This window comes from Kineosporia mesophila (assembly GCF_021129235.1).
In the GTDB taxonomy this organism is placed as follows: domain Bacteria; phylum Actinomycetota; class Actinomycetes; order Actinomycetales; family Kineosporiaceae; genus Kineosporia; species Kineosporia mesophila.
Window position 1 is genome coordinate 289,397 of sequence record NZ_JAJOMA010000003.1, and the last position, 26,802, is coordinate 316,198.

Annotated in this window: 22 protein-coding genes, 1 pseudogene and 1 riboswitch; of the genes and pseudogenes, 5 read left to right on the forward strand and 18 right to left on the reverse strand. The window is 69.6% G+C overall.

All coding sequences use genetic code 11. The features are described 5' to 3' along the window. Positions 1–42: 42 nt before the first annotated feature. A riboswitch (glycine riboswitch) is annotated at positions 43–132 on the reverse strand. A gap of 259 nt (positions 133–391) precedes the next feature. Beyond that, a complete protein-coding gene (locus tag LR393_RS06245) occupies positions 392–1,228 on the forward strand; it encodes a ParA family protein (protein WP_331282911.1) in 837 nt (278 codons plus the stop codon). Positions 1,229–1,327: 99 nt separating this feature from the next. Here the strand turns inward: LR393_RS06245 and LR393_RS06250 are convergent, their stop codons facing one another. From LR393_RS06250 to LR393_RS06290, 9 genes are all read right to left on the reverse strand, one after another. Further along, the gene (locus LR393_RS06250) at positions 1,328–1,852 is read right to left on the reverse strand and encodes a MerR family transcriptional regulator (protein ID WP_231482308.1); all 525 of its coding nucleotides are present in this window, start codon (positions 1,850–1,852) and stop codon (positions 1,328–1,330) included. Between the two features lie 339 nt (positions 1,853–2,191). Then, positions 2,192–2,680, reverse strand: a complete 489-nt coding sequence (locus LR393_RS06255; RefSeq protein ID WP_331282912.1) for a bifunctional nuclease family protein — start codon at positions 2,678–2,680, stop codon at positions 2,192–2,194. Between the two features lie 75 nt (positions 2,681–2,755). Continuing rightward, positions 2,756–3,454, reverse strand: coding sequence for a transcriptional regulator FtsR (gene ftsR / locus LR393_RS06260; protein ID WP_231482230.1), 699 nt, complete (start codon positions 3,452–3,454; stop codon positions 2,756–2,758). Between the two features lie 94 nt (positions 3,455–3,548). Next, the gene (locus tag LR393_RS06265; RefSeq protein ID WP_231482231.1) at positions 3,549–4,037 is read right to left on the reverse strand and encodes an FHA domain-containing protein; all 489 of its coding nucleotides are present in this window, start codon (positions 4,035–4,037) and stop codon (positions 3,549–3,551) included. A gap of 174 nt (positions 4,038–4,211) precedes the next feature. Continuing rightward, on the reverse strand, positions 4,212–4,598 hold the full coding sequence (gcvH, locus tag LR393_RS06270) for a glycine cleavage system protein GcvH (protein ID WP_231482232.1): 387 nt from the start codon (positions 4,596–4,598) through the stop codon (positions 4,212–4,214). Positions 4,599–4,618: 20 nt separating this feature from the next. After that, positions 4,619–5,515 carry a DUF881 domain-containing protein gene (locus tag LR393_RS36235; RefSeq protein WP_231482233.1) on the reverse strand — a complete coding sequence of 299 codons (897 nt, stop codon included), beginning with the start codon at positions 5,513–5,515 and terminating at the stop codon, positions 4,619–4,621. 559 nt (positions 5,516–6,074) lie between these two features. Next, entirely contained in the window at positions 6,075–6,407 is a 333-nt protein-coding gene (locus LR393_RS06280; RefSeq protein WP_231482234.1) for a small basic family protein, read from the reverse strand. Beyond that, the gene (locus LR393_RS06285) at positions 6,404–7,282 is read right to left on the reverse strand and encodes a DUF881 domain-containing protein (protein ID WP_231482235.1); all 879 of its coding nucleotides are present in this window, start codon (positions 7,280–7,282) and stop codon (positions 6,404–6,406) included. Before LR393_RS06285 ends, LR393_RS06280 begins: the two co-directional genes overlap by 4 nt. Next, positions 7,279–7,890, reverse strand: coding sequence for a CDP-alcohol phosphatidyltransferase family protein (locus LR393_RS06290; RefSeq protein WP_231482236.1), 612 nt, complete (start codon positions 7,888–7,890; stop codon positions 7,279–7,281). Before LR393_RS06290 ends, LR393_RS06285 begins: the two co-directional genes overlap by 4 nt. Before the next feature lie 338 nt (positions 7,891–8,228). On the opposite strand from LR393_RS06290, the gene LR393_RS06295 reads away from it, so the two are divergent. Then, positions 8,229–11,153, forward strand: coding sequence for a putative bifunctional diguanylate cyclase/phosphodiesterase (locus tag LR393_RS06295; protein ID WP_231482237.1), 2,925 nt, complete (start codon positions 8,229–8,231; stop codon positions 11,151–11,153). Here the strand turns inward: LR393_RS06295 and LR393_RS06300 are convergent. Beyond that, positions 11,140–12,321 carry an RtcB family protein gene (locus LR393_RS06300; RefSeq protein ID WP_345718713.1) on the reverse strand — a complete coding sequence of 394 codons (1,182 nt, stop codon included), beginning with the start codon at positions 12,319–12,321 and terminating at the stop codon, positions 11,140–11,142. The genes LR393_RS06295 and LR393_RS06300 overlap by 14 nt on opposite strands. Before the next feature lie 223 nt (positions 12,322–12,544). On the opposite strand from LR393_RS06300, the gene LR393_RS06305 reads away from it, so the two are divergent. Beyond that, positions 12,545–14,146: an amino acid permease gene (locus LR393_RS06305; protein WP_231482239.1), complete on the forward strand. Its 1,602-nt coding sequence runs from the start codon at positions 12,545–12,547 to the stop codon at positions 14,144–14,146. Between the two features lie 18 nt (positions 14,147–14,164). Here LR393_RS06305 and LR393_RS06310 read toward each other — a convergent pair whose 3' ends face one another. Then, entirely contained in the window at positions 14,165–15,397 is a 1,233-nt protein-coding gene (locus LR393_RS06310) for an MFS transporter (RefSeq protein ID WP_231482240.1), read from the reverse strand. 10 nt (positions 15,398–15,407) lie between these two features. On the opposite strand from LR393_RS06310, the gene LR393_RS06315 reads away from it, so the two are divergent. Beyond that, complete coding sequence (locus tag LR393_RS06315) at positions 15,408–16,211, forward strand: cyclase family protein (protein ID WP_231482241.1); 804 nt, start codon at positions 15,408–15,410, stop codon at positions 16,209–16,211. Between the two features lie 367 nt (positions 16,212–16,578). Here LR393_RS06315 and LR393_RS06320 read toward each other — a convergent pair whose 3' ends face one another. Then, positions 16,579–18,873, reverse strand: a complete 2,295-nt coding sequence (locus LR393_RS06320) for a putative bifunctional diguanylate cyclase/phosphodiesterase (RefSeq protein ID WP_231482242.1) — start codon at positions 18,871–18,873, stop codon at positions 16,579–16,581. Positions 18,874–18,971: 98 nt separating this feature from the next. Between LR393_RS06320 and LR393_RS06325 the strand changes: the two genes are divergently transcribed. After that, positions 18,972–20,069 (forward strand): ABC transporter substrate-binding protein, encoded by a 1,098-nt coding sequence (locus LR393_RS06325; RefSeq protein WP_231482243.1) that lies wholly within the window; start codon positions 18,972–18,974, stop codon positions 20,067–20,069. 4 nt (positions 20,070–20,073) lie between these two features. On the opposite strand, the gene LR393_RS06330 is transcribed toward LR393_RS06325, so the two are convergent. The 6 genes and pseudogenes from LR393_RS06330 to argG form a co-directional block, all read right to left on the reverse strand. Beyond that, complete coding sequence (locus tag LR393_RS06330) at positions 20,074–21,360, reverse strand: vWA domain-containing protein (RefSeq protein ID WP_231482244.1); 1,287 nt, start codon at positions 21,358–21,360, stop codon at positions 20,074–20,076. Beyond that, a pseudogene (locus LR393_RS06335) lies at positions 21,360–22,565 on the reverse strand (AAA family ATPase). Before LR393_RS06335 ends, LR393_RS06330 begins: the two are co-directional and overlap by 1 nt. Continuing rightward, complete coding sequence (locus LR393_RS06345; protein WP_231482247.1) at positions 22,559–23,887, reverse strand: hypothetical protein; 1,329 nt, start codon at positions 23,885–23,887, stop codon at positions 22,559–22,561. The pseudogene LR393_RS06335 and the gene LR393_RS06345 overlap by 7 nt, the downstream one beginning before the upstream one ends. 160 nt (positions 23,888–24,047) lie before the next feature. Next, complete coding sequence (locus tag LR393_RS06350) at positions 24,048–24,731, reverse strand: hypothetical protein (protein WP_231482248.1); 684 nt, start codon at positions 24,729–24,731, stop codon at positions 24,048–24,050. Further along, a complete protein-coding gene (locus LR393_RS06355) occupies positions 24,724–25,260 on the reverse strand; it encodes an RNA polymerase sigma factor (protein ID WP_231482249.1) in 537 nt (178 codons plus the stop codon). The genes LR393_RS06350 and LR393_RS06355 overlap by 8 nt, the downstream gene beginning before the upstream one ends. Before the next feature lie 129 nt (positions 25,261–25,389). Further along, positions 25,390–26,802, reverse strand: a complete 1,413-nt coding sequence (gene argG, locus LR393_RS06360) for an argininosuccinate synthase (RefSeq protein ID WP_231482250.1) — start codon at positions 26,800–26,802, stop codon at positions 25,390–25,392.

The following is a 26,802-nucleotide window of genomic DNA, read 5'->3' on the forward strand; positions in this document are numbered from 1 at the left end:
ATACCTCCCCATCCGTCGGGCCACGTCGCCCTTCGGAGCTGCCTCGCCCATGCGGTCCTTGGCGCCTGAGAGGTTCCGGGGAGAGTTGCCCCTTCGGCGCCCCTGTGACGGGGTCTCTCCCGCGGGGGTCTTCAGCTGCCGGTCCTTGACGGTGACCGGCGCCGATGACGTTACCAGCGCTCGATGTCTCTCTCATCCCGTGCCCCCGATGCGCCCCGGCCGGCGTACGGCAGGCGAACGGAGGGTTGCGAGCGAGCACGGCGACAAGATGCAATTGGGTCGGCCAGAAGGAGAGCCCGTCGCCTGTGACCCCGCGTGGAATATCGATCACGCGGTTCCCACCGGCCGGGTTCGTCCGCGGGGACTTGATAACGAGGTAGCGTCGAACACCGTGATCGTCGTCAGCGTGTGCAGTTTGAAGGGTGGCGTCGGGAAGACGTCAGTGGTCCTGGGACTGGCCTCGGCCGCGCTCGCCCGGGGCGTTCCCACCCTCGTCGTCGACATCGACCCACAGGCCGATGCGACGCTCGGGCTGGACATCACCGCCGAGATCACGACCAATGTCGCCACCGTGATGGGTGCTTCGCGCCGCAACGCGCAGAAGGTGAACGTCGTGCCCAGCGGCTGGGCCTCCAGCGGCGGCACGCTCGACGTGCTGCCCGGCTCCCACGACATGGCCGCGCTCGACCGCCCCACGGGTAGCGAGCGCACCCTGGCCCGGCTCTCGCACGCGATCCATCAGCTCGAGGGCTACCAGCTCGTCCTCATCGACTGCCCGCCGTCGCTGGGCACGATCACCCGCTCCGGCCTGGCCGCGAGCCAGCGCGCCCTGGTGGTGTCGGAACCCGCGCTGTTCTCCGTGACCGCCGCCGACCGGGCCCTGCACGCGATCGACGAGGTGCGCCGCAACATCGCTCCCACCCTGCAGCCGCTGGGCGTGGTGGTGAACCGTTACCGCGAGCGCTCCCCCGAGCACCGCTACCGCCTGCAGGAGCTCTCGGACATGTTCGGCCCGCTGGTGCTGGGCCCGTCCATCCGTGAGCGCAGCGCCCTCCAGCAGGCGCAGGGGGCGAGTCAGCCGATCCACCGCTGGCCCGGCGCCCCGGCCCAGGAACTGGCCCATGCCTTCGACGCCCACCTGGCCCGCGTCCTGCGCGCCAACACCCGGGGCCGGCGCCCCGCACCGGCCGAGGGCGGGCCCGTCCGGGCCGAAGCCAGTCCCGCCTGAGCCGACACCGCCCGAGCCGACCCCGCCCGAGCGACGGGAGCAAAGCAGAAGAGCCCCGGGGTACCGGACCCGGGGCTCTTCTGCTGATCTGCCGGACGGCTAGCTGATGGCCCGCTGGCGGCGTCGGGCCGAGAGTTCGTCGTCGCCGGTTCCGGTGGTCATGTCGTCGTCCACGCGCTCGGCGGGCAGCTCGGCGAGGGTGCCCTCGACCTCCCGCCAGACCCGGCCGACGGCGATGCCGAAGACGCCCTGACCGCCCTGGACGAGATCTATGACCTCGTCTGCCGACGTGCACTCATAGACGCTGGCGCCGTCACTCATCAGGGTGATCTGGGCCAGGTCTTCCACCCCGTGGTCACGCAGGTGGTTCACCGCGATGCGGATCTGCTGCAGCGAGACACCGGTGTCCAGAAGGCGCTTGACCACCTTGAGCACGAGCACGTCACGGAAGCTGTAGAGCCGTTGCGTGCCCGAGCCGGTCGCGTTGCGGACGGTCGGCTGCACCAGCCCGGTGCGCGCCCAGTAGTCGAGCTGGCGGTAGGTGATTCCGGCCGCACGGCAGGCGATCGGACCGCGGTAACCGGCCTCCTCGTCGAGCTCGGGCAGGTCGTCGGTGAAGAGCATGCCCTGCGCCTGCGCGACGACGTGACCGGGCACAGCATCTCGCTCGCTACGCTCGCTCACGGCGGCTCCATTTCAACGTTCCTGGTCCGGCACGCTGGTCCGAGGGAGACGGATCGCAGCGGGAGAACTACACCGGGGTCGTTTCATTTGAACCGTAGGCCGCCCACCGGGCGTCGTCAACGAGGCGGCATCCGAGGGGAGCGGCGTGTCGGCAGATCACCCCTCTTTCGGACCAATCGGAACACCCCGATACCCGCCGGTGTCCCGGCCGAGACCTCTTCGGTACCGCCTCGGCAGGGGTGGCGCGTTGACACCGACCCGACGGTGATGCCCGGCCGTTCAGGAGTTCTCGGAGCCCTGTCCGCCCTCGCCGAAGTCTTCCGGCGAGATGTTGTCGAGAAACTCGCGGAACTTCTCGACCTCGTCCTCGTCCTCGTCCGGCACCGAGACGCCACCGGCCTCCAGCACCTCTTCCGCCCCCACGATCGGGCAGCCGACGCGCAGCGCCAGGGCGATCGCGTCGGACGACCGGGAACTCACGGTCAGCCCGCCGTCGAAGACCAGCTCGGCGTGGAAGACGTTCTCCTTCAGGGCGACGATGCGCACCTCGGAGAGCCGCCGGCCGAGGGCCTCGATCACGTCTTTCATCAGGTCGTGCGTCAGTGGTCGCGGTGGCACCAGCCCCTGCTGGGCGTTCGCGATCGCATTCGCCTCAGGCGCCCCGACCCAGATCGGGAGATAGCGATCCCCGTCCCGCTCCTTGAGCAGCACGATCGGGTTGTTCGAGGGAACCTCGACCCTGACACCAACCACATCAAGCTCCCGCACCCCGCAAACGTACCCCGGCGCCGCGTGGCGCGGCGACCGAGAGACGTTTTCGGTGAAATTAGAGCTGGGGCGGGCTCAGGACCGGCCGCGCTCCAGCGCCGCCTTCAGCAGCACCGCGTGCAGCTGCACGGTCAGGTTCGACAGCTCCTGCGCCACGTCGTCGGCCCTGGCCCCGGAACCGTCACCCCGGGCCCGGATCGGATTCGTCACCTGCTCGATCAGCCCGGCCTCACGGTCGGCGGCCGTGCGGAAGGCCCGCAGGTGACGTGGCTCGACTCCGAAGATTGCCAGTTCACCCGCCGTCCGGGCCACCGTGATCGCGTCCGCGTCGAACTGCCCGGACGGCCGGGGCGTCACCAGGCCGTGCGCCTGGAGTGCCGTCAGCACGTCGTCGTCGATCTCGGCCGCCATCAGCACCTGGGCCCGGCTGAACCGGCGCTGCGGTTGCGGCCGGGGTTCCTCGGGCACCACCTCGACCAGCCGCGGCGCGAACTGGCCCTGGGCCACGCCCGCACCGAACCGGCCGACCGGTGGCTCCAGACCCGCGTCCACGGCGTCGAGATGCTCCCGGATCACCCGCAGCGGCATGTAGTGATCACGTTGAACCCCGAGCACGTACCGCAGGCGGTCGACGTGCCCGGGGGTGAACTTCCGGTACCCCGCAGCCGTGCGCTGGGGTTCGACCAGCCCCTGGTCCTCCAGATAACGGATCTTCGAGATCGAGATGTCGGGGAAGTCCTGCCGCAGCAGTTCCAGCACCGCTCCGATACTCATCGCCCGAGGGGCCGCCGCCCGGTCGGCCCGGCCTGCCGGACTGCCGGCCGGACCACTCGCGCGGCCCCTCGCTGCCGCGCTCACCACGGCGGCTTCAGGGCGTACGGCGGCTGGGGTGGAAGACCAGCCGGTACTTGCCGATCTGGACCTCGTCGCCGTCCTTCAGCAGCGCCTCGTCGATCCGGTCGCCACCTACGTAGGTGCCGTTGAGGCTGCCGGCGTCGCGGACGTAGAAGCCGCCGTCTCGCCGCACGAACTCGGCGTGCTTGCGGGACACGGTGACGTCGTCCAGGAAGATGTCGCTGGCCGGCCGGCGACCGGCGCTGGTGCGCTCGGCGTTCAGCAGGAAGCGGGCCCCCGCGTTCGGACCCCGCTGCACCACCAGCAACGCCGAGGCCTCGGGCAGCGCATCGACCGCGGCCTGCTCCGCACCGGAGAGCCCCGTGGGCCGGTCTTCGTCATTACCGGTCAGCCCGGGCAGACCGGCAATGGAGATCGTCGTCTCGACCAGAGGGGTGGTGTCGTACTGCCCACTGCTGGCGCCCTCCGGCCCCTGACCGCTCAGGAACCTCGGTTCCGACATCTCGATCTCCTGTCTCGTGACATCTTGATTAGCGTAACCCTCACCTGATGGTCGAGGCATGTGCGTCGTCCCCTGTCCCCCGTCGGCCTGCTCGGTGGTCTCCGGGGAGACTTCCTGAACGACCGCGGGGCTCGCCTTGTGCCGGCGAACGCGAAACCCGAACGTGGCTAGTCCTCAGTCGAGCTGGGACTGGTACTCGGCCGCGCTGAGCAGACCCGTGAGGGCTGTCGCGTCCGGCACGGTGACCTCGAACATCCAGCCCTCGCCGTACGGGTCGGAATTGACCAGCTCAGGCGTGGTGTCGAGCGCTTCGTTCCGCTTCGTCACCGCACCGGTCACCGGGGCGTACACGTCGCTCACGCTCTTGGTGGACTCCACCTCGCCGCACGTCGTGCCGGACTCCACCTGCGCGTCCTGGTCGGGCAGGGTGACATAGACGATGTCACCGAGCGCCTCCTGGGCGAACGCGGTGATGCCGACCCGGACGACATTGCCGTCGACCTTCATCCACTCATGGTCGGTGGTGTACTTCAGGTCGTCGGGGTACTCGAAATCGCTCACTGCGTCCTCATGGTCCTTTCTCAGTTCTCGGTACGGGGCACGGCGTAGGTCGGGCTGGTGACCTCTCGCACCGCGGACACGGTGAGATCTTGCCTGCGCGCAACCGTACCGCTAGCACCCACCTGGTGCAGCGTCTCCAGCACGCCGCCCGGGATGTTCAGGGCAGACTCCATGGTTGCCGGATCACCGATGGCGAGAATCCGGTAGGGCGGTGACTGCTCGACGCCGTCCGTGATGATGGCGCCGCCGGTGTCCGGGTCGGTGAAGGAGGTACTCGCCACCACTCTCACCTGCCCGAACTGGATCGCCTCGGCCCCCGCGTCCCGCAGTTCCTGCACAGTGTCGAGCAGCGCGGCCGAATCGACCAGAGCCTGCGGGTCCTCGATCTTGATCGTGATCCCCGGCCCCTGAGCCGGCTCGGTGCCCGCCAGGATCCCCAGCACGCTCAGGCGCTCGCGGGTCGCCTTCTCCGCCGCGGCCGCCCGGTCGGTGCCGGACCGCAGGTCGTTCTGGGTCTGCTCCAGGTCACGGGCCTCGGCGTCGAGCCGTTCACCGTGCCTGCTCACGTCGTCGAGGATGCGCACCAGCTCGCTCTGACTCAGCGACGACAGGTCACCCGACTTCGTCTGGTTCGCCTGCACCACCAGCCCGAACCCGAGCGCCGCCAGCAGCAGGGCCGCCAGCAGCTGCCCCCTCGTCAGCCGGGTCAGGCGGGTCAGCGGAGCCAGCCGGGCCCGGGTACTGACCGGTTCGGCCTGCGCCGCCGATGCAGCGTCGGCGCCCGAAGAGCCGGCCGGAACAATGGACGAGGCATCCCCCCGCCCAGGCCCCTCACCTCGCGGAGGTGCGGGCTGAGTGGTGTCGGGGCCGGTGGGCCCGGTCGCCTGGGTGGTCTTGATGATGGACGAAGTGCGCACCTCCCCGGGGCCCCCCGACAGCGGACCCCCGGGCAGTTCGCCCGCGGACCCTGGTCCTGCTGACCTCGGGTTCCCGGATGCCGCGTTCCCCGGCTCCGAGTTCCCCGGCTCCGAGTTCTCAGGGCCGCCGCTACCGGACCGCGGACCCTCGCCAGCCACGTTCCTGACCCCCGGCTTCACCGGCCCGGCGCCACCGGACCGCGGGTCCTCGGCCGCCGGGTCTCCCGGCGCCAGGCTCCCCGATCCTGAGTTCCCGGACGAGTGCGACTGCGCGGGACGACGCCCGCCCGCAGGCCGGATCACCCGCGTCCGGCCGGCCGAGGGACGGGCGAACAAGTTGCCCGGGTTGCCCGAGTTGCCGGGCGCCGCCGATTCTCCGGACGGGGCCGGCCGATCCGGGTCGTCTTCGTTCACGCCGCCTTCCGGATCCCTTAGGGTGGGGTCCGGTCCACCACCCGCGGGGGTCGCAGGGGTTGCGGGGGTCACGGGGATCGGGCGGGTGTCCTCGTGGTCCTGAGGGTCCCGCGGATCCTGGATGTTCGCGTCGTCGGTCGGCATCTCAGGCCTTGAAGATGTGCCGGCGGATCGCGGCCGCGTTGGAGAAGATCCGGATGCCCAGCACCACCACGACGCCGGTGGACAGCTGCGCGCCGACGCCCAGGTGGTCGCCCAGGAACACGATCAGCGCGGCCACGACCACGTTGGACAGGAACGACACGATGAAGACCCGGTCGTCGAAGATGCCGTCGAGCAGGGCGCGCACACCGCCGAACACCGCGTCCAGCGCCGCCACCACGGCGATCGGGAGGTAGGGCTGCAACCAGAGCGGGACCTCGGGCTGCAGCACCAGGCCCGCCACCACCCCGATCAGCAGACCGATCGCCGCGATCACGTACGTCCTCCAGTGTCTGATTCTTCCGGTGCGGGGCTCTCTTCTACCGGTTCTGCCTTCCGCAGCACGAACTGACCCGCTCCGGGCAGGGTCAGACGGTCTGCCCGGGCGATGTCGACCTTGATGCCGTTGTTGTCACGCAGCGACTGCACGTACGGCCCGGCCGGGCCCTCGGCGAAGCCGGTCTGCAGCTTCGCCTGGTCACCGATCACCGACACGACGTACGGCGGAACCAGCGGACGGAAGTCGACGAGGATGGCCTCTCCGGCCGAGCGGATCGCCGACACAGCCGTCAGCCGCTCCCCGTTGATCGAGATCGCCTCGGCCCCGGCCGCCCACAGCCCGTTGACCACCACCTGCACGTCGGCGTCGAGCACCACGCCCTCGTAGTACTCGGTGTCGGACCGCGGGTCGCCGCCGACCTCCTCGCGGCCCGGCGCATCGTCGAGCGTGACCGTCAGGCCCTTGCCGCCGACCGCGATCTCGCCGGTCAGGGCCCCGAGGTCACGCACCTGCTGACCGAGGGCCGCGCCCCGGGTACCGAGCAGCGCCTGCTGCGACGCCGTGATCGAGGCCGCCAGGTCGGCGTTGCGCTGCTCCTGCCGGTCCACCGCCTCGCCGCGGTGCTCGATCTCCTGCCGCAGCTCCTGGCTGACCTTCTCCGACTCACGCTGCGGCACCCGGATCGAGCCCACCGCCACGATGAAACCGGCACCCGCGACGATCGAGAGCACCAGGGTCAGGGCGGTGCGCACCCGGGTGCGCGGGCGCGGGTGGGACGCGGCCGCCGCGTAGCCGGGGTCGAGAGGCCTCTCCATCACCTCACGCAGCAGCGTCATCGAGGCGTCGAGCGGCCGGGAGGAGGGCGACGTCATCCGGCGGCCTTTCCGGACGGACGCGTCCGCAGCCGTTCGCGGCGGGCCAGCACGGCGGACGCCTGACGCAGGTAGAGCAGGGCCGACCACCAGTACAGCGACGTGCCCCACCAGGCGAAGGCCCAGCCGACGGGCTGCGCGACATCGGCGACCCCACCGTCGAAGTCGCCGAGCAGCAGCAGGGGGAAGGCGTAGAGCAGGCAGGCGGTGGCCGCCTTGCCCAGGAAGCTGACCTCGAGGGGACGGCGCTCGTCGGGCGTCATCAGCAGCAGCGAGCAGACCAGCACCGCGTCGCGGGCGATCAGCAGCAGCACCAGCCACCACGGGATCACCTCCCGGTAGGCCAGGCCCAGCAGGGTGGTGAGGATGTAGAGACGGTCGGCGATCGGGTCGAGCATCTGCCCGAGCCGGGTCGTCTGCCCCCAGCGCCGGGCCAGATTGCCGTCGAGGTAGTCGGTGAAGCCGCTGATCATGAGCACGGCGATCGCCCAGCCGTTCTGCCCCACGACGATCAGCACGGCGAACACCGGCACCAGCATCAGACGGCCGAAACTGAGCAGGTTGGGGATGTTGAGCACCCGTGCGCCGCCCACCGGGTTCTCTCCCACCTGTAGTTCCTCCTCCGACGATCTCCCCCGGTCACGCACCCGCAAGGCCGACATCACCTCGAAGATCTGCGCGGCACAGCCTACGGGCAGGCACCGACAGCCTTGGGCAAGGGAGGGGCGGACCGGCCCGGCCGATCGCGAACCGTTGCCGACTGCGGTCAGGCCAATACCACATCGCACTCATCCGTGTCCCGCCGAAACCCCGCGTGGAAACCACCCGGGTGACCCGCGTCCGGTATAAATCTCTTTCGGGTTTATCGGGCATCGGGCATCATTCACTCCTTATGCTGTGTTCGAAGCTGCACTCGGTGTAACCGGCCAGGGCGAGGGAGGGCAGCGTGAGCTCGATACCTGGCGGTGCCGTTCCCGTACCCGGGGTGGATCTGCCCGGAGTGGATCTGCCCGGTGCCATCAGTTCCGGTGTGACCAGCTCCGGTGTGACCAGGGTCCCCGGCATCGTCCAGATCGTCGGGATCGCCCTCGCGGGCCTCACCGTCATCTCCCTCACCGGCCTGCTCGACGACTTCGCCGACCACACGCTCGACGACGTGAACCGGCTGCTCGCCGGCGGCCTGGCCACGGGCTGCATGCTGTACGCCCGGCCCCCGGCGGCCCGGGTCCGGGGCGGCGACCGTAGCTGGCGCCTCCTGCTGGCCGGCGGCACGGGCATCTGGACCACGACCCAGCTGATCGGTCACCACCTCGGGTCCCCGGCCCTCACCGTCACCGGCCGGCTGGCCCTGCCCGCACTCGCTCTGCCCGCGCTGATCCTGCCCGCGCTCCGGCCCGCGCCGCCCCGTCCGCCGCATCGGCACCGACCCGCCGAGCCGACCGACCGGCCGTTCCACGAGGTCGTGGGCGCGCTCGACACCGTCGTCGTGATCAGCTCCCTGTTCCTGCTCTTCTGGGTGACCACGTTGCGCGCCACCCTCCGGACCGGCGCGCTCGACCTCATCGCCGCCCTGGCCGACCTCGTCCTCGTCGCGCTGGTGCTCCTGACCGCCCGCTTCCGTTCCCTCGACCGCGCCCAGACACCTTCCCTGCTCGGTCTCGGCCTGGTGACGCTCGCGGTGGCCGACAGCCACGTGGGCCGCCCGGCCGCCCCCGCGGTCCCGAACCTTCTTGACCTGGTCCTGCTCACCGGGCTGGGTCTCATCGCCGCCGGGGCTCTCACCGACGCAAGCCCGCGGCGCCCGGGCGTCACACTCCCGGACCGCTTCTTCCACCGGCTGCCCTACCTGTCCCTGATACTCGCCTCCGTCCTGGTGGCCGGGCAGTTGCTGTCCCGGTCGGCCCTCGATCCGGTCGAGACCGTCCTGGCCACCGCTCTGGTGGTGGCCGTCGTGCTGCGGCAGCTGTTCACCGGTCTCGACAACGTGCGCCTGGTGGCGCAGCTACGTGAGAGCCAGGACCGGCTGCGCGCCCAGGCCTTCCACGACTCCCTCACCGGCCTGCCCAACCGCGCGCTGTTCGACCAGCGGCTGCGCCACGCCATCCGGGGCGGGCGGCCGCTGGGTCTGCTCTTCTGCGACCTCGACGACTTCAAGGCGGTGAACGATCGCCTCGGTCACACCGTCGGCGACGATCTGCTGCGCGCGGTGGGCGACCGGCTGCGTGACTGTGTGGGCCCCGGCGACACCGTCGCGCGGCTGGGTGGCGACGAGTTCGCCGTCCTGATGGAAGACGCCACCGAGGGGCCTGATGTGATCGGCCGCCGTATCCTCGCATCGGTCGGAAAACCTTTTCAGCTCACGCATCACGGCCAGGAGGCACGGGTGCGGGTCGGAGCCAGCGTGGGAGTGGCCGTGCTGGACCGGGTGGCCCCCGACGCATCCCCCGAAAGTCTGCTCGCGGGCGTCGATCAAGCGATGTACGCGGCCAAGAGACGAGGCAAGAACCAGTTGGTCACCTTCCGCACCGGTTCCGGCGATCGCACCGGCCAGGACCGTTACCTGCCCCTGCTCGACCCGGCGGCACCCCCGGAACAGCCTGTCCCGGAACAACAACGAGCAGAGGACGCCGCCCCAACGCCAGTGGTCGGCTCACCGACACCTCCTCCCGGGCTGCCCCGCCTGATGGACCCGCCGACCGGGCCGATCCCCCGCCCCGGGTCCCGTCCGGTGACCGGTGGGCTGACCACCCCGGCCGCCGTCTACCGCGCGTCCGGCCAGGCCCGGCCGGAACCGCCGAGGCCGGTGCCCTCACCGGAAGACGCGAAGGAGGCGGAGAAGGAGAAACTCGTCGCCGCCACGCAGCGCGACACCGAGCGCTGGATGGCCGACTACGAGGAGTCCGAGCGCCGCGAGTCCGAGCGGAACGCCGCCGAGATGCGCGCTTTCGAGGCACTGCAGATCGAGGCCGAGGTGCGGGCCGGCACCCGGCCGGAGGCCGAGATCATCCCGTTCGGCCGGGCCGCCGAACTGAAACAGAAGGCGCGCGAGAGCGCCGGGGCGACCACCTCGTCCTCTGTTGATGCTGTTGACGAGACCCTGGAGCGCGCGGACCAGCTGGCCACGCTCTCGCTCGACCACATCGACGTGCTGTACCGCCCGGTGCTCGACCTGAAGACCGGCAAACTGCAAGCCCTCTCGTCGACGGTGCGCTGGCGCCACCCGGTGCACGGAATGATGGCCCCCGACTCCCTGATGGCCGCCGCGGAGCACGCCGGTCTCCGAAGGGCACTGGAAGAGCGGCTCTTCGACGCGATCTGCCACGACATCGCCCTGCTGCGCAAGGCCCCGGCCTGGGACACCCTGACCGCCCACGTGCCGCTGAACGCGTCCTACATCACGCAGGAGCGCCTGGTGATCGTGGTCGAGCGCACTCTGCGGCGACACGAACTGCCCGGCAGCGCCCTGGTGCTGCACCTCACCGAGACCCGCCCGGTGAACAACCTGACCTCTGCCGCGAGCGTTCTCGACCGCATCACCGCTCTCGGCGTGGGCGTCGGCCTGGACGCGTTCGGCGCGGGCGCGAGCGGTCTGGGCCTACTGACCCATCTGCCCATCGGCTCGATCGTGCTGGACGAGTCGCTGACCACGGCCGATCCGGACAGCCGGGCCGCCCGGGTCCTGGCCGGCACGATCGCCATGACCCCGGGCCTCGACCTGCTCCTGATCGCCGACGGCGTCGATCATCAGGAGCAGGCCGACCGGCTGAGCGCCCTGGGCGTGCACCAGGCCCAGGGACCGCTCTACGGACAGCCGGTGCCGCTGCCGGAGCTCGACCTCCGGCGACTGCTGACGGCCCCTAGTCGCCCTTGACGTTCAGGATCTGGTGCAGCGTGTGCTGCACCTCGACCAGGTCGGCGGCGTCGGCCATCACCTGGTCGATGTCCTTGTACGCCGCCGGGATCTCGTCGATGAACGCGTCGGTGTCCCGGTACTCGATGCCCTTCATCGCCACCCGCAGGTCGTCGATGCTGAACTTCTTCCGGGCCGCGGTCCGGGAGAAGTTCCGGCCCGCACCGTGCGGCGAGGAGTTGAGCGAGAGCTTGTTGCCCTTGCCCGTCACCACGTAGCTGGCCGTGCCCATCGACCCCGGGATCAGGCCCGGCCGGCCCTCGTCGGCCTGGATCGCACCCTTCCGGCTGATCCAGAGGTTCTTGCCGTAGTGGTTCTCCTGCTGGGTGAAATTGTGATGGCAGTTGATCAGTTCGAGGTCCTGCACCGGCTCATCCATGAAGTCGGCGACGCACAGCATCAGCCGGTGCATCATCTCCTCCCGGTTGGCCAGCGCGAAGTCCTGGGCCCAGCGCATCTGGTTGATGTACGCCCAGAACTCGTCCGTGTCCTGCACCAGGTAGGCCAGGTCGAGGTCGGGCAGGTTGATGTGCCACTTCTCCATCTGGGCCCGGGCGACCTTGATGTGCCTCTGCGCGATCAGGTTTCCCACCCCCCGCGAACCCGAGTGCAGGAACAGCCAGACGGTTCCCGTCTCGTCCGCCGTCACCTCGATGAAGTGGTTACCCGAACCGAGGCTGCCCAGCTGCCGCTTCCACTTCCCGGTGTAGGACGCCGGGTCGAAGCCCACCTTGTCGGCCTTGGCGGCCAGCTCGTCCACCCGCTGCGCGACCACCGGCTCGAGCACCCGCTGATCCGTGTTGTAACCACCCGCCGACAGCGGAATCTCGCGTTCGATCGCAACCCGCAGCACGCTCAGGTCACCCTGGGCGCGGATCTGCTCCTCGGTCCACTGCGTGCGCACCGCGATCATGCCGCAGCCGATGTCCACCCCGACCGCGGCCGGGATGATCGCCCGGTCGGTCGGGATGACCGAGCCGACGGTCGCCCCCTTGCCCAGGTGGGCGTCGGGCATCAGTGCGAGATGCGGGAAGATGAAGGGCATCTGGGAAGCACGGACGGCTTGGTCCCGCGTCTTCTCCTCCAGGATGCTCGCCCAGTTGAAGATCTTCTCTCCCAGACGCTGCACAGTCACCTTGCCACCTCCCAGTCATGTCTCACCCCAGCGGTAAGTTCGGACCGAGCATGACGGGCGATTCAGGTAACAGTCCAGTTAATTAGCGCCGGGCCCCGGCCTGCCGTTCGGCGCTTCATCCGGTTGTGACCGTTAGGTGCTGGTGCCGGAAATGAGGCAGGGCGAAGGTGGCGCCCTGCCTGAAAGCCCTGCACGCTTCTCACGCTCGAGGAGTCCGATGTCTGACAGCACACCCGGCGACGACGAATCCGTCCTCGCCGGCCTCGGCTACAAACAGGAGCTGCACCGTTCCTGGTCCGGTTTCTCGAACTTCGCCATCTCGTTCAGCATCATCTCGATCCTGGCCGGGTGCTTCACCACCTTCGGCCAGGCCTGGAACAACGGTGGCCCGATCGCCATCTCGATCGGCTGGCCGGTGATCTCGGCCTTCATCCTGATCATCGGGTTCTGCATGGCCGAGCTGGTGTCGGCCTACCCGACGTCCGGCGGGATCTACTGGTGGGCGGCCAAACTCGGCGGGGCCAAGGCCGGTTACTACACCGGCTGGCTGAACCTCGTCGGCCTGGTCGCGATCCTGGCATCGGTGGCGTACGGCGCGGCGATCTACCTGAACACGTTCATCGACCTGTTCTCCGACGGGTACGCCACCGGCTTCCTCGGGGGCAACTACCTCTACCAGCAGTTCTTCTGGTTCGCCGCGCTGATGGTGCTGATCACGGCGGTGAACATCTTCAGCTCGCACCTGCTGGCCGTCATCAACAACGTGTCGGTCTGGTGGCACGTGTTCGGCGCGCTGATCGTGGTGCTCGTGCTGATCTTCGGGCCGGACTCGCACCAGAGCCTGTCGTTCGTGTTCACCGAGCGCATCAACAACGCCGGCATCGGCAAGGACGGCGACGTCACCTTCTGGTTCTACGTGCTGCCGCTGGGCTTCCTGCTCACGCAGTACACGATCACCGGGTACGACGCCTCGGCCCACCTGTCCGAGGAGACTCAGGGGGCGGCGAACGCCGCGGCCAAGGGCATCTGGCAGTCGATCCTCTACTCCGCGATCGGCGGCTGGATCCTGCTGCTGGCCTTCCTCTTCGCGGCGACCGAGACCGACGTCATCAATTCGTTCGATCCGGAGGTGAACCCGTACGGCGGCGGCAGCGTGCTGTCGGTGCTGGCCACCTCGCTCTCCCCGGCGCTGTTCAAGCTGGTCGTCTTCATCAGCATGAGCGGCCAGATCTACTGCTCCACGGCCTGCATGACCTCGACCTCGCGGATGCTGTTCGCCTTCAGCCGCGACCGGGCCGTCCCGGGCTCGGGTCTGTGGTCGAAGGTCGACGCCAAGGGGGTGCCGCGCAACGCCGTTCTGGCCGGCGCCGGTGCGGCCGTGGTGCTGACCCTGCCCGCGCTGTACGAGAGCCCGTCCGGGGCCCCGACCGCCTTCTACGCGGTGGTCTCGATCGGCGTGATCGGCCTGTACCTGGCCTTCGCCATCCCGATCTACCTGCGCTGGAAGGCCGGCGACGGATGGCAGCCGGGTCCGTGGACCCTGGGTTCGAAGTACCGCTGGATGAGCCTGCTCGCGGTCGCCGAGATCGCCGTGACCTCGGTGTACTTCGTACTGCCGTTCTCACCGGACGGCTGGCCCGGGGACACCTTCACCTGGACCGCCGTCAACTACGCGCCCATCGTGCTCGTCGCGCTGCTGCTCGCCCTGTTCATCGGCTGGCACGTCTCGGTCAAGCACTGGTTCACCGGGCCGCGCAGCAACGTCGACCTCCCGGACCGGCAGATCGAGGCCCCGGCCGTGACCGAGACCGACGTCTGACCGGTGACGGCTGCCGCGTCAGCGTGATCGACGCGGCAGCCGTCCGGCCAGCAGGGGAACACAGGCGAAGACGGCCAGCCCCATGACCGTGAAGTAGAGACCGGCGGTCGGCAGCATCACCCCGCCCAGGGACGGCCCGGCGAAGAAACCGAGGTAACGGATCTCGGCCACGCCGAAATAGGTTCCCTTGCGGTCGTCGTCGGCCAGTTCGTGCACGGCGATGTCGGGCAGCGGCAGCAGAACGCCCTCACCGAGCGTCCAGAGCACGATGCCGAGGTAGAGCAGGGGAAGGCCCAGCGAGGCACTGGCCCAGAAACATCCGAACGCCAGGGCGAAACCGACGCATCCGGCCAGGATCAGGCGGGCCCGGGGCACCCGGTCGGACAGCCAGGCGATCGGCATCTGGAACACCAGGGCCAGCACGGCATTGGCGATGAACAGCCCGGCGAACAGGTGCGCCGCCCGATCGCCCCATTCCCGCGCCATGAACAGCGGGATCATCGAGTCCAGCTGGGAGAACACGAAGAAGATGACGATGCCGGCGCCACTGGCCGCCAGCAGCCGCCGGTCCCGCAGGGCCTCCCGTAGCGGGAAGCGGCCCGCGCTGGTGGCCCGGGCGGTCTCCAGCGCCGTGAGCCGGGCCCGGAACAGCACGACGAACACCAGGTACGCGGTGTAGAACACCGCCGGAACCGCGAAGAACGCGGTGATGCTGGTCGTGTAGAGCACCCCGCCGATGGCCGGCCCGACGATCGCACCGGCGCAGAGCACCATGTACCGCACCCGGAAGATCCGCCCGTCCGGATCCGCCGCCAGCGACATCAGTTTCTTGCCGCCGGGTTCCACGAGCAGCCGCGCCGCCCCCAGCCCGAGCAGGAGGGGCACGATCGCAGCGGTGGTGGACGCCTGAGCGAGGCCCGCGTAGATCAGGACATACCCGACGAGCCCCAGCAGCATCAGCGGGACGGCGCCGAACCGGTCGATCAGCAGACCCCCGAGCATCCCGCCGACCGAGGCGATCAGGGCGATCCCACCGACCACCCCACCGATGACCACCGCGGACAGGTCGGTGACGGCGTCCAGGTAGAGCGAGGCGAAGGGCAGCGCCGAGAAGAAGGCGATGGCGTTCAGCAGGGAGCCGGCGGTCAGCAGCCACTGGATGCCGTCGAGCTTCCACAAGGGTGCGGGCGCCGGGATGAGCTCGCCCAAGACGTGTTCCTTCCACCGCTGCGCCGACACTTCCTGGGCCATGCTAATCACCGTGATACCCCGAAGCCTGCGCCGCCCCTCCGCCATCCCCCGCGGCTATGACCAGGTCGATCCCCGCACGGCCACCCGCGTACCGCTCGGGCACGAGCTGTCCGGCACCAACCCGGTGTTCGACGGCGATCCGCCCTTCGCGGCCCGGGTGTTCGCCACGGTGCCCGAGGCCGGCTATCTGGTCGAGCAGATCACCAGCCTGGGAACCCATCTGGGCACCCACATCGACGTCCCCGCCCACTTCGTGCCGGGCGGCGCACGGCTCAGCGACCTGGACGAGTCGTGGACCCTCATGCCGCTGGCGGTGTTCGATGCCCCCGAGCCCGGTCGTTCGATAACTATGGACGACGTACACGCCTGGGAGCGCCGCTGGAGCCCGATTCCTTCCGGGGCCTGCGTGGTGCTCCGGACCGGCCACGCCCAGCTCTTCGGAACCCCCGAATACAGCATTCAAGCGGCCGGTTTCAGCGCCGACGGGGTCTCCTGGCTGTTCGGGACGCGGCGGGTGCGGGCACTGGGCAGCGACACCTTCGGCCCCGACACCGACTCGTCGTTCGCGGCCACCCGGACCGCACTGGAAGCCGGCGGGGTGGTCCTGGCCAACCTCGGCCCCGGCCTGAACCGGATGAGAACACACGGCGACTGGATATCGGTCAACGCCCCCCGTCCCGCCTTCTCCGGATTCCCGGTCGGGGTGACGGGTTTCACCGTCCCGGCGGCCGCTCACCGGCCTCCCCGAGCAGACCCCGCGACCGCCTCACCTCGTCCACCAACCGAGGCACCGCCTCAGGGGCCATCGCAATGAAAGCCGCATTCTCGTCCCACTGCCCATCCACAACATCCATGTATCGCGGATGCTGGACCAACGTGGCCGCGACCATCTCGCCGTTCTCGTGATCCGGCCACCTCTCCCCCTTGCCCGTGTTTGTGCCCGGAACCGTACTGATCGCCACCAGATTCATCGCGGAGGCGTCGTCCAGGAACCGGACGAACCACGGACCAGGAGTGGCCACCGAAGCCAGCCCTTCGATCTCTTCGAGCCCAGCCTCGTCCAGAGGATCCGTCATACCCGGCCTCGCCCCGACTGAAGCTGGATAGTGGCCCTCAGCAGGAGACCTTGATTCCGGTTCCTCCCTCCGCCCGGGCAGCCGTCGGCAACTACCCCATTGAGGTTACGGTACCGGGTCATTCAGAGAGGAAGCGGGCGACAGCTGCGGATCGGCCGCGGACGGGTGGGCTCCCATCGTCGCCTGCGGCCGGGAGAACAGATAACCCTGGGCCGAGTCGCAGCCCACGCGTTGCAGGGCGGGGACCTGGTCCTGGCGCTCGACGCCCTCGGCGATGACGTTGAGGCCGAAGGCGTGGGCGGCGCGGACGACGAGCTCGACCAGTTCGACGGCGCCCGGGCGGCTGGAGGCCACCAGGCTCTTGTCGATCTTCAGGGTGTCCGCGTTCAGGTACTGCAGCTGACCGATCGAGGTGTAGCCGGTGCCGAAGTCGTCGATGCTGATCCTCACCCCCAGCTCCCGTAGTGCCCGCAGGTGCGGGGCGGCCGCCGGCTCGTCGAGCAGAACGGTCTCGGTGATCTCCAGGACGAGCCGTTCCGGGCGCAGGTTGGCTGCCAGCAGGGCATTTTTCACGTCCGCGACGATGCTCGCACTGGCCAGGTGGCGACCCGAGATGTTCACCGCGACCGTGAGGTCGTCCTCTGCTCCGATCTCTCCTTCTTCGAGCCAGTGGGCGAACTCGCGGGTCGCCTCGTCCAGGACCCAGCGACCCAGGTGGCAGATCAGGGTGGACTGCTCGGCCGTGGGGATGAACGCGTCCGGCATCACCAGCCCCCGGCCGGGGCGTTCCCAGCGCAGGAGGGCTTCGTAACCCTGCAGCGCGGCGGTGGTCATGTCCACGACGGGCTGGTAATACAGCACGAACTCGCCCGCGGGCAGGCCGTCACGGATCGCCTGCTCCAGTTGCGCCCGGTCGTGCAGCTGACGGCGCAGTGACTCGTCGAAGACCTCGACCCGACCCCGGCCGCCGGCCTTGGCCCGGTAGGCGGCGGCGTCGGCCTCGTGCAGGAGCCCCGCTGCGTCGGTCCCGCCGTCCCGGTTGATGGCCACCCCGATACTCGCGCCGACCACCACATTCTGGCCGGCCGCGTCCATCGGTGCCGAAATGCTGGCCACCAGACGCTCCGCCAGGTCGATCAGGTCGCGCTCGGAGGCCAGCGACTCGATGAGCACGACGAACTCGTCACCACCCAGACGACCGACGGTGTCCCCGGTGCGGATGAGCCGCTTCATCCGGGCCGCGGTCTCGCGCAGGACGTCGTCGCCCGCGCGATGGCCATGGGTGTCGTTGACCGCCTTGAAGTGGTCCAGGTCGATGAAGAGCAGGCCCACCAAACCGCCGGAGCGCTGACCCCGGTGCAGCCCGGCCTCGATCAGCTCCAGAGCCCGCGCCCGGTTGGCCAGTTCGGTCAGGGAGTCGTGGGCCGCCTGGTGGGCGAGGTCGTCCTGCAGACGCTCTCGTTGCGCGGTGGAGACGACGACCTGCTGAAGGGCCGCGTTCATGCGCACCACCACCAGGCTGAACAGCACGATGGACGCCAGGGCCACCGCCCACACGCTGGGAGCGATTCCCGAGAGCAACTGGACGATCAGCGTCACCGGCGCCAGCAGGACCGCGACGGTGAGCAGAGCCAGGCGCAGGCGCGTGAACGGCACCGCGTTCTGCTCGCCCGGCTCGGACAGCTTGCGCATCGAGGGGTGCAGCGCGGCAGCTCCCCATAAGACGTAAGAGCCCAGCCAGAGCAGATCCAGCGCGCTGCTCCGGTAACCGGTGCTGGCGATGAGCACCGCGTACACGGCGTCCGCCACCAGTAGCAGGGAAGCGGCGCCGGCCAGCATCCGGAAGGCGGGTGTGCGGGCCCCGGGCACGATGACCAGGCGCATCAGCACGGCCAGGAGCAGGATGTCGGCCGCCGGATAGGCCACCCCCACCGCCCTTTCGAACAGCGGCAGGTCGGTCGCGCGGGTGATCGGGGCAGCCAGCACCACCCACGACACCAGAGCCAGGCTCGCGGTGAGAACACCGCTGTCGATCGCCCCAGCAAGATCGCGTCGGCGCTGCCGGGCCCGCAACAGGATCACGAAGCCCAGGGACATCACCGGATAGGCCAGCAGGTACGGGACATCGGCCGGGGAGGGGAAAGCATCCGTGTGGGCAACGTCCTCGTACCAGCTGAACAGTGTGTCGGCGGAGACCCAGAGCAGTTGGCCGCACGCCATCGCCCACCAGGCCCGGGCCCGGAGCGGGCGGTTCAGACGGATGCCGACGACGATGGCCGCCACGCTCGACAGGCCCACCACCCCGTACACCAGGTCGCGCGGAACCCCTTCCGGGAGGCACAAATACACCGCAACGACGAGGAGGCCGCTGCCGAGGTAGGCCTTCCAGTACCGCTCCATCCCCAGCTCGGTCGGCAGAAACGGCCCGGCCCTGAGCCGGCCACGCCACATCACCCGATCGGCTCGTCCCGGGCGGCGGGTGAACTACCCTTCCATGCATGAATCGCCCATATCGCGCCCTGGCCTTGGTCGCCGTGGGTGCCCTGGTCGGGACGCTCACCGCCTGCACGTCTGATGCGAAGCCGGTGAACGGGCACGCCGGGCCGGCGGCGGTGACGGTGGCTCCCGCAGCGCGGTTCCCGGCCACGGTCGAGACCTTCTACGGCGACATCACGATCAGGAAACAGCCCGAGCGGGTGGTGGCGCTGGGCTACGGCGACGCGGACGCCCTCCTGGCGCTGGGGACCACCCCGGTCGCGATGAAGGGCTGGCCACAGTTCGGCAACCGGGGCAGCGGGCCCTGGATGAACGAGCACCTGGACTCCACCCCGCAACTCATTCCGAGCCAGCAGATGAACGCGGACGACGACGAGAGCCGGCTGGTCGCCCAGCTGAACCCTGACCTCATCATCGACACGGACCTCGACCGCGACCCCGAGCGCTACAAGAGCCTGGCGAAGATCGCTCCGGTGATCGGCGCGCCGAAAGGACTGGGAGAGTTCGGCTCCCCCGACCTGGAAGAACAGACCATGCTGGTTGCCCGGGCGATGGGGGTTCCCCGGCAGGGTCAGGAACTGCTGGACGACCTGAAGACCAGAACGGTCTCGGTGGCCCGGGAGCATCCCGAGTTCGACGGACGGACGATCTCCCTCGCCCAGAAGATCGAGACCAGCTGGTTCGCCTACGTCTCCACCGTCGAACGGATGCAGTTCTTCATCGATCTGGGGTTCCGGGTGAACCCGGCGCTGGCCGGTGAGGCGAACAAGACCAAGCTGGAAGATGTCTCGGACGTGCGCCTGACACCGAAGAACTTCACGGCTCTGGACGCCGACCTCGTCGTCGTCGACGCGACCTACTCCGACAGTCCCGAGGCGGTCCCCCGGAACGGCGACGGAACGGTGACCAGGAGCGGCGTCGGGGCGGTCACGGGGAGCAAACGCTTCGCCGCCCTTCCCGCCACCCGCGACGGCCGTTCCCTGGTCCTCCCCGCCGATCCCGAACTCCCGTACTGGCCGGCCCTCGACCGCCCCAGCGTGCTCTCGGCGAACTGGCTGCTCGACACCGTGGTTCCGGAGATCTCCCGGCGGATCGGCTGAGACCTCAACCGATCCGGATCGTCCGGGCCCACGCCGGTGGCCTTTTCGGATGCCACTCGCCGTCGTCGTCCAGCTCCGGTTCCGGCCCGAACACCCCGATGACGACCGGCACCTGCGGTGCGCTCTCCGGCCAGCCGGTGTGCCCGTCGGTGAGGATCACCATGACGTCGGGGACGGGGCGGGACGCCAGGGCCCGGCGGATGCCCTGGCGCAGGTCGGTGCCGCCGCCCCCGGCCAGGGTGATCTGCCGGGCCGAGGCCACCTGCTGCGCCGTCTGCACGGCGGAGTCGCAGCTGTAGACGGTGACCCGGCGCCCACCGGCCGCACTGATGATGCCGGCGGTCTCAGCCAGGGCGCAGCCGAGCTCGTCGTCGCTGACCGAGCCGGAGGTGTCGATGACCACGGCCACCTCCGGGGCGGGCCGGGTCAGGGCGGGCAGCACGACCCGCCCACCCAGGGCCGCCGACCGGCGCCCGGGCCGGTTGAAGGTGTGGTCACCCGATCCGCCCCCACTACCCAGTCTCGCCCGCACCGCCGCCCCGAGGATCCGGTGCCAGTCCTGCTTCGGCCGGCCGACCTCGTCCGCCCACCGGCTCCAGCGACCGGGGGTACGGCCCCGGCCGCGCTTGATCTGCTCGGCCGTGCGGATCCGGATCACCTCGGCCTCGGCCGCACCGAGCGGATGACCGTCGTCCGGACCGAGGTCCCAGGGCGCGTCCCCTCCGTGCGCCCCGGAACCGCAGTCGAGCCAGGCCAGGTAGCCGTTCACCACGGTGGCAGGCAGCTCGCGCAGATAGGACTCGAACGGGCGGCCCTCCGGCAACCCGAACTGTATGGGAACGAGACTGCCCGCCGGTAGCCGGATTCCGCCGGGACCCGGCGTCTTCTGCTCGTCGTCGTTGATCTCGCAGTCCATCGCGATGTTCATCCGCAGGCGTTCCCGGCCGGGTTGGTCCGCATCGAGCCACGATCCTCCCGCCAGGCTCCTGGCGTAGGCCACAGAGGGATCGCACGAGCCGTGCCCCGCCCGCGAACGTTCCCACAGGTCGTCTCCCCGGGCATGGTGCTCGCGCAGCAGATGACCCACCTCGTGGATCCAGGCCCCGGCGAGTTCGCCCACGTCGCAGGCCTCCACGAACGAGGGCGAGACGTAGCAGCGCCAGTAGCGGTCCACCGCCATGGTGAAGAGCCGACGATCAGGGACGATGGTCAGGGCGAAGAGGGCACCGGCCAGATACGGATGGGCCTGGGCGGCCAGGAGTCTTCCCGCCAGAAGTTTCTGATGGTCCATCAGGAGGCACCCGCCTCGGCCAGCGACCGCGACAGCTTCACCAGACCGGGCAGATCCGCCAGACCCCGCATCGTGGTCAGATCCACCGGGGCGGGCCAGTTCGGGGCCCGCATGGCGGAGAGCTGCAACGCGCTGGCGGCCACCAGGTCGAGCGAACGCACCTGCGCCACCCGGTCCAGCACCCGCCAGGCCGCGGTCCACCGTTCCTGGCTGCTGCGCCGCGACACAGCGTCCACCACCGACTGCAGAACGGCCTGCACCCGGTCGCCACGCTCCGGTACCTCGAACGAATACGGCAGCAGAAGAACGTCTTCCGGGTCAGGAAGGTCTTGCCGATCCAGGTGGGCCAGCAGCTCCAGAGCAGCGCCGTCACCCACCGTGCCCCGCAGCGCCACCGAGATCGTCTCCCGGTCAGCCCCGCTCGCATACCCGAAAGCCAGCAGCCTCAGGGCCATCTCCCAGGTCCGTGGTGAGGGCCAGGCGCCACCCCGGCCGACGTCGTCCTTCGGCAGGCGATGGGTGTAGTCGGGGCGCACGGTGAGGAATCCGGTCACGGCCGCCCGGGCCCTGGCCACGGACGCCTCCAGCCGGTCGGGATCCAGCTGCGGCGGGCTGACGTGCGGCCAGCAGCCCCCGAGCCCCCGGACCACCACGGCCGGGTCGTGACGCCAGGGCAGGTGCACGAAACGGTTGGCCAGCGGCGGAGTCAGCGACCAGCCGTTGGCCGCGCACTCGGGCGGGTTCGCGGCGGCGACGACACGGACCTCGCGGGGAAGAGCGAGGCTGCCCACCTTCCGTTCCAGCACGACTCTCAGCAAGGCCGCCTGCACGGCCGGGGTGGCCGAGGACAGCTCGTCGAGGAAGAGCAGGCCCCCGGCCGGGTTCCGGTGCAGACGCACGGCCCAGTCCGGCGGCGCCATCGGCACACCGTCGCGGGCGGGGTCCGCCCCGGGCACGGGCAGACCGTTGAAGTCCGTGGGGTCGTGGACGCTCGCGACGACGGTCTCCAGCGGCAGACCGAGGTCGTCGGCCAGACGTTCCAGGGTCGCGGTCTAACCGATTCCCGGTGCGCCCCAGAGCAGTACGGGCAGATCGGCCTGAACGGCCAGAGACATGGCACTGAGGTAGGGATCGGTTCCGGGTTCGCTGGAGGCTTCCCGGGTGAGGCGGATCAACGTGTCGGCAGTCTTCATCTGCATCACCATCCTTGGTATGAGGGTTTGAGAGGCGCTCCTTTCCGGCGTTGCGGAAGGGAGCGCCCCTTCAGGGGCTTGGTGTTACGGCGGCTGCGGCGCATCAACCAGGAATTGATCTCCTGCCCGGAAAGGGCGGCCCGGAAGGTGCCGGGCCCCTCGAAGGACACGCCGTCGGGCTCCGGCCAGGTCATGACCCCGTCGAGCGCCGCTCGGTAGCGGGGAACGATGGCGAAGCGTTCCTTCTCGGCGACCTGGGCGTGCTCGAGTTCGGCGATGACCTGATGGCATCCGACGGCCTCGGCCCCCAGACCGATCAGGAACCGCTCGGCCTCGTCCTGACGATCGTCGTGGTCCAGGGCCGTCCACCGGCCGTTCTCGCGGCGCACCCGATGGGCACGACCCCGGCAGCCGATCTGCACGGAATCCGCCGCCGCGACCGGATCACCACGAAAGGCCTGACGCACCAGTGGATGGAGCTGCATGGGCGAGGCCAGGCCGAGCCGGATCAGATCGTGGTCGAGTGGCCGGCACCAGGCCGGACAAGGCAGGACCGGCAACCGGGCCGCCGCCATCGCCGACGTGACGTACGCGTCGACTCCCGAGGCGTACGGTCCTTTTCGGCGTGGCTGCAGAACGATGGCCAGCCCACCACCCGGCCGTAGGGCCACCGTCTCCCGAAGGTCCAGCAGCGGTGGAAGATTCACCCGCAGATGACGCATCATCCGCGATCCCTCGCCCGGATGCAGGTCGATACCGGCCAGCCACCAGGCCGCGGCGAAGTCGCCCGCATCCTGAGCCTGGACCACCGCGTCGGGACCTACTGCAATCGCAGCATATTCACCCGACCGGTCGGCATCCCACAAATATCGATGATGGACGATGCGCCACCGGTCAGCGCGTCGGCCCGCCGGCGAGGGCTCCGCCAGTTCGAGCACCAGCCGCTCCCCCGCCGCCCAGTGCACGGCCGGCGTCCGCACGACCAGCGCTGCGGCGCCGGGATATTCGGCCAGGGTCAGCACCAGGTTCTTCTGCGGTCCGCCACCCGGAAGACTGCGCGGCAGATGCCACCGCAACAGGTCGGGCGCGAAACATCGCAGATCAGCGAGAATCTGACGGCAAACGTCGGGACCGTGCCGTTCCCGGACATCCGTCAGGTCCAGCCGCACGTCTACAGCAGCCGCCTCGCAAGCACGGCGCCAGTCACCGGCGAGCCGATGTCCGGTAGCAGCATCCACCATGGTGGAAGGCACGCCGGTCCGGCGGGCTTCGAGATGGGCCGTGGCCCAGATCGGGTCGAGGATCGCGGAACCAGCCGCGTCCGGGTTGCTCATCGAGCGGGGGAAATCTCGGCAATCACGAGAGGAAGGATCACGGGAGAATCATGAACCCTGACCGCCGTCGAGCGCAAGCCCGAACCGCCGAAGGGGACGCGCGTGGGCCCGGTGCCCCCGCGCGTCCCCCATCGATACGAGACCGGAGGCGTGAAACCCTCTAGCGGGCGCTCCTTCTCCCGGCATCCGTCAGGTGCACCCCGGCGGCGAACGTCGCGATGGTCGCGTCGTCCCAGCCCTGAACGGTCGGGAACTGGAAGAGCAGCGTGTCCTTACCCGTGGGCAGGAGGAGGCCAGGGGTGGAGGCCGGGCCCACCTTCGGCGTGTCGGTGGTGTTGACGACCAGGTCGGGGTCGGGGAACGTGAAGCGGGTCGCGGTGACGTCATCGACCTTCAGCGCGTGCTTCTCGGCCCGGTCGACCGCCAGTTCGTTCCGGTCGGCCACGTGGATCTCGACCTTGCCCTCGGTCTCCTGGATGTCCTGATTGGCCGCGCCCACCGGGGCGACCAGGATGTAGACCTCGTTCACCTCCTGGATCTCCCAGCCGTCCGGCACCTCGTCGACCGTGAAGCCGGCGGGCTGTTCACCGGTGTAGGCGATCAGGGAGATGCCCGAGGTTGCGTCACCGGAGCCGCCACCAGGACCGCCGAGCACCGAGACGGCGACGACGCCGGCCGCCGCGGCCGCGAGACCGACGGGGATCAGAACCCGACGGCCGAACCTGCGGGTGTGCTGCCGGGCCAGGGCTTGACGGCCGAGGGCCAGATCGGTGCGGACGACGGACTCCTCGGGGTCCGTGATGTCGCTGACCGCCTCGTACATGATGTTGCGCAGATCAGCCACGGAGGGCTCCCTTCGGGTCGGTGGGGGTGAGGTGGGCGGACATCCGCCGGCGGAGCTTCTCCAGCCCGCGGGCGGCCTGGCTCTTGACGGTGCCCTGGGCGCAGTCCAGCGCCTCGGCGGTGTCCTCCACGCTCAGATCGTGGAAGTACCTCAGTACCAGCACGGCTCGTGTCCGGCGGGGCAGCTCCCGCAGCGCGGCGTACAGCGCCTCGGTCCGGGCGTCGGCCGATGCGTCGTCGAACGACATCACCTCGCTCCCCGACAGCTCCTCGGGGATGACGTCGGTGGTGCGCTCGCGTCGCCAGGGCCGGCGCTTCTCGTCGATCAGCGCGTTCACCAGGCACCGGTGCACGTAGGCAGCCGGGTTACGGGCCTGCTGGTACACCGGCCACTTCACGTACAGCGCGGTCATGGTGGTCTGCGTCAGGTCTTCGGCCAGGTGCCGGTCCCCGGCGGTCAGCAGCACCGCCGTGCGCAGCAGGTCCGCCCGGTTCCGGCGGGCGAAGTCCAGAAACGCTTCGTCCCTCATACGAGTCCTCGTGTGCTCATACCCCAACGACGGAACGAGACCCCACCGAGGTTCCACGCCCCACAAAACCGCGCGGCGGTGGGCCCGTCCAGGGCCCACCGCCGCGCGGTATCCGAAGATCGTTGAAAATTAGTCGTTTCCGGCTTCCATCGCCGCCTGGTCGAGCAGCACCACGTCGGCGTCCGCGTCGCGGTTGCGGCTGATCCGCTCGGCGCCGCCGGGCTCCAGCTCACCGACGATGGTGGCCTGGCCCTCGAGCTGGCCGAGACCGGCGAAGAGCTCGAGCTTCTGGCGGGAGTCGGCGATGTCGAGGTTGCGCATCGTCAGCTGGCCGATCCGGTCGACCGGGCCGAAGGCGGCGTCTTCGGTGCGCTCCATCGAGAGCCGGTCGGGGTGATAGCTCAGGTTCGGGCCGGCCGTGTTGACGATGGTCCAGTCGTCGCCGCGACGCAGGCGCACGGTGACCTCACCGGTGACGGCGCGGGCGACCCACTGGGTGAGGCTGCTCTGGAGCATCAGCGACTGCGGGTCGAGCCAGCGGCCTTCGTACAGCAGACGGCCGAGGCGACGGCCCATCGTGTGGTACGAGTCGACCGTGTCCTCGTTGTGGATGGCGTTGACGAGCCGTTCGTAGGTGATGAACAGCAGCGCCATGCCGGGCGCCTCGTAGATGCCGCGGCTCTTGGCCTCGATGATCCGGTTCTCGATCTGGTCGGACATGCCCAGACCGTGACGACCGCCGATCTCGTTGGCCTTCATCACCAGATCGACCTGGGAGCTGAACTTCTCACCGTTGATCGCGACCGGGCGGCCGTTCTCGAACTGGACGGTGATGTCCTCGGTCTCGATGACGACCGAGGGGTCCCAGTGCTTGACGCCCATGATCGGCTCGACGATCTCGAGCGACTCGTCGAGGTGCTCGAGGGTCTTGGCCTCGTGCGTGGCTCCCCAGATGTTGGCGTCGGTGGAGTACGCCTTCTCCTTGCTGGCGCGGTAGGGCAGGTCGTGCTCGGTGAGCCACTGCGACATCTCGGCGCGACCGCCGAGCTCGTTGACGAAGTCGGCGTCGAGCCACGGCTTGTAGATCCGCAGCGCCGGGTTGGCCAGCAGGCCGTACCGGTAGAAGCGCTCGATGTCGTTGCCCTTGTAGGTGGAACCGTCGCCCCAGATCGAGACGCCGTCCTCCTGCATGGCCTGCACGAGCAGCGTGCCGGTGACGACACGGCCCAGCGGCGTGGTGTTGAAGTAGGCCTTACCGCCGGAGCGGATGTGGAACGCTCCGCACATCAGGGCGACCAGACCGGCCTCGACGAGCGCCTCGCGGCAGTCGACCAGACGGCCGATCTCCGCGCCGTACTGCTTGGCGCGACCGGGCAGCGAGGCCATGTCGTCCTCGTCGTACTGACCGAGATCGGCGCTGTAGGCACAGGGGACGGCGCCGTGATGGCGCATCCACGCGACGGCGACGGAGGTGTCGAGACCACCGGAGAAGGCGATTCCGACTCGGTCACCGACGGGGAGAGCTGTCAATACCTTGGACAC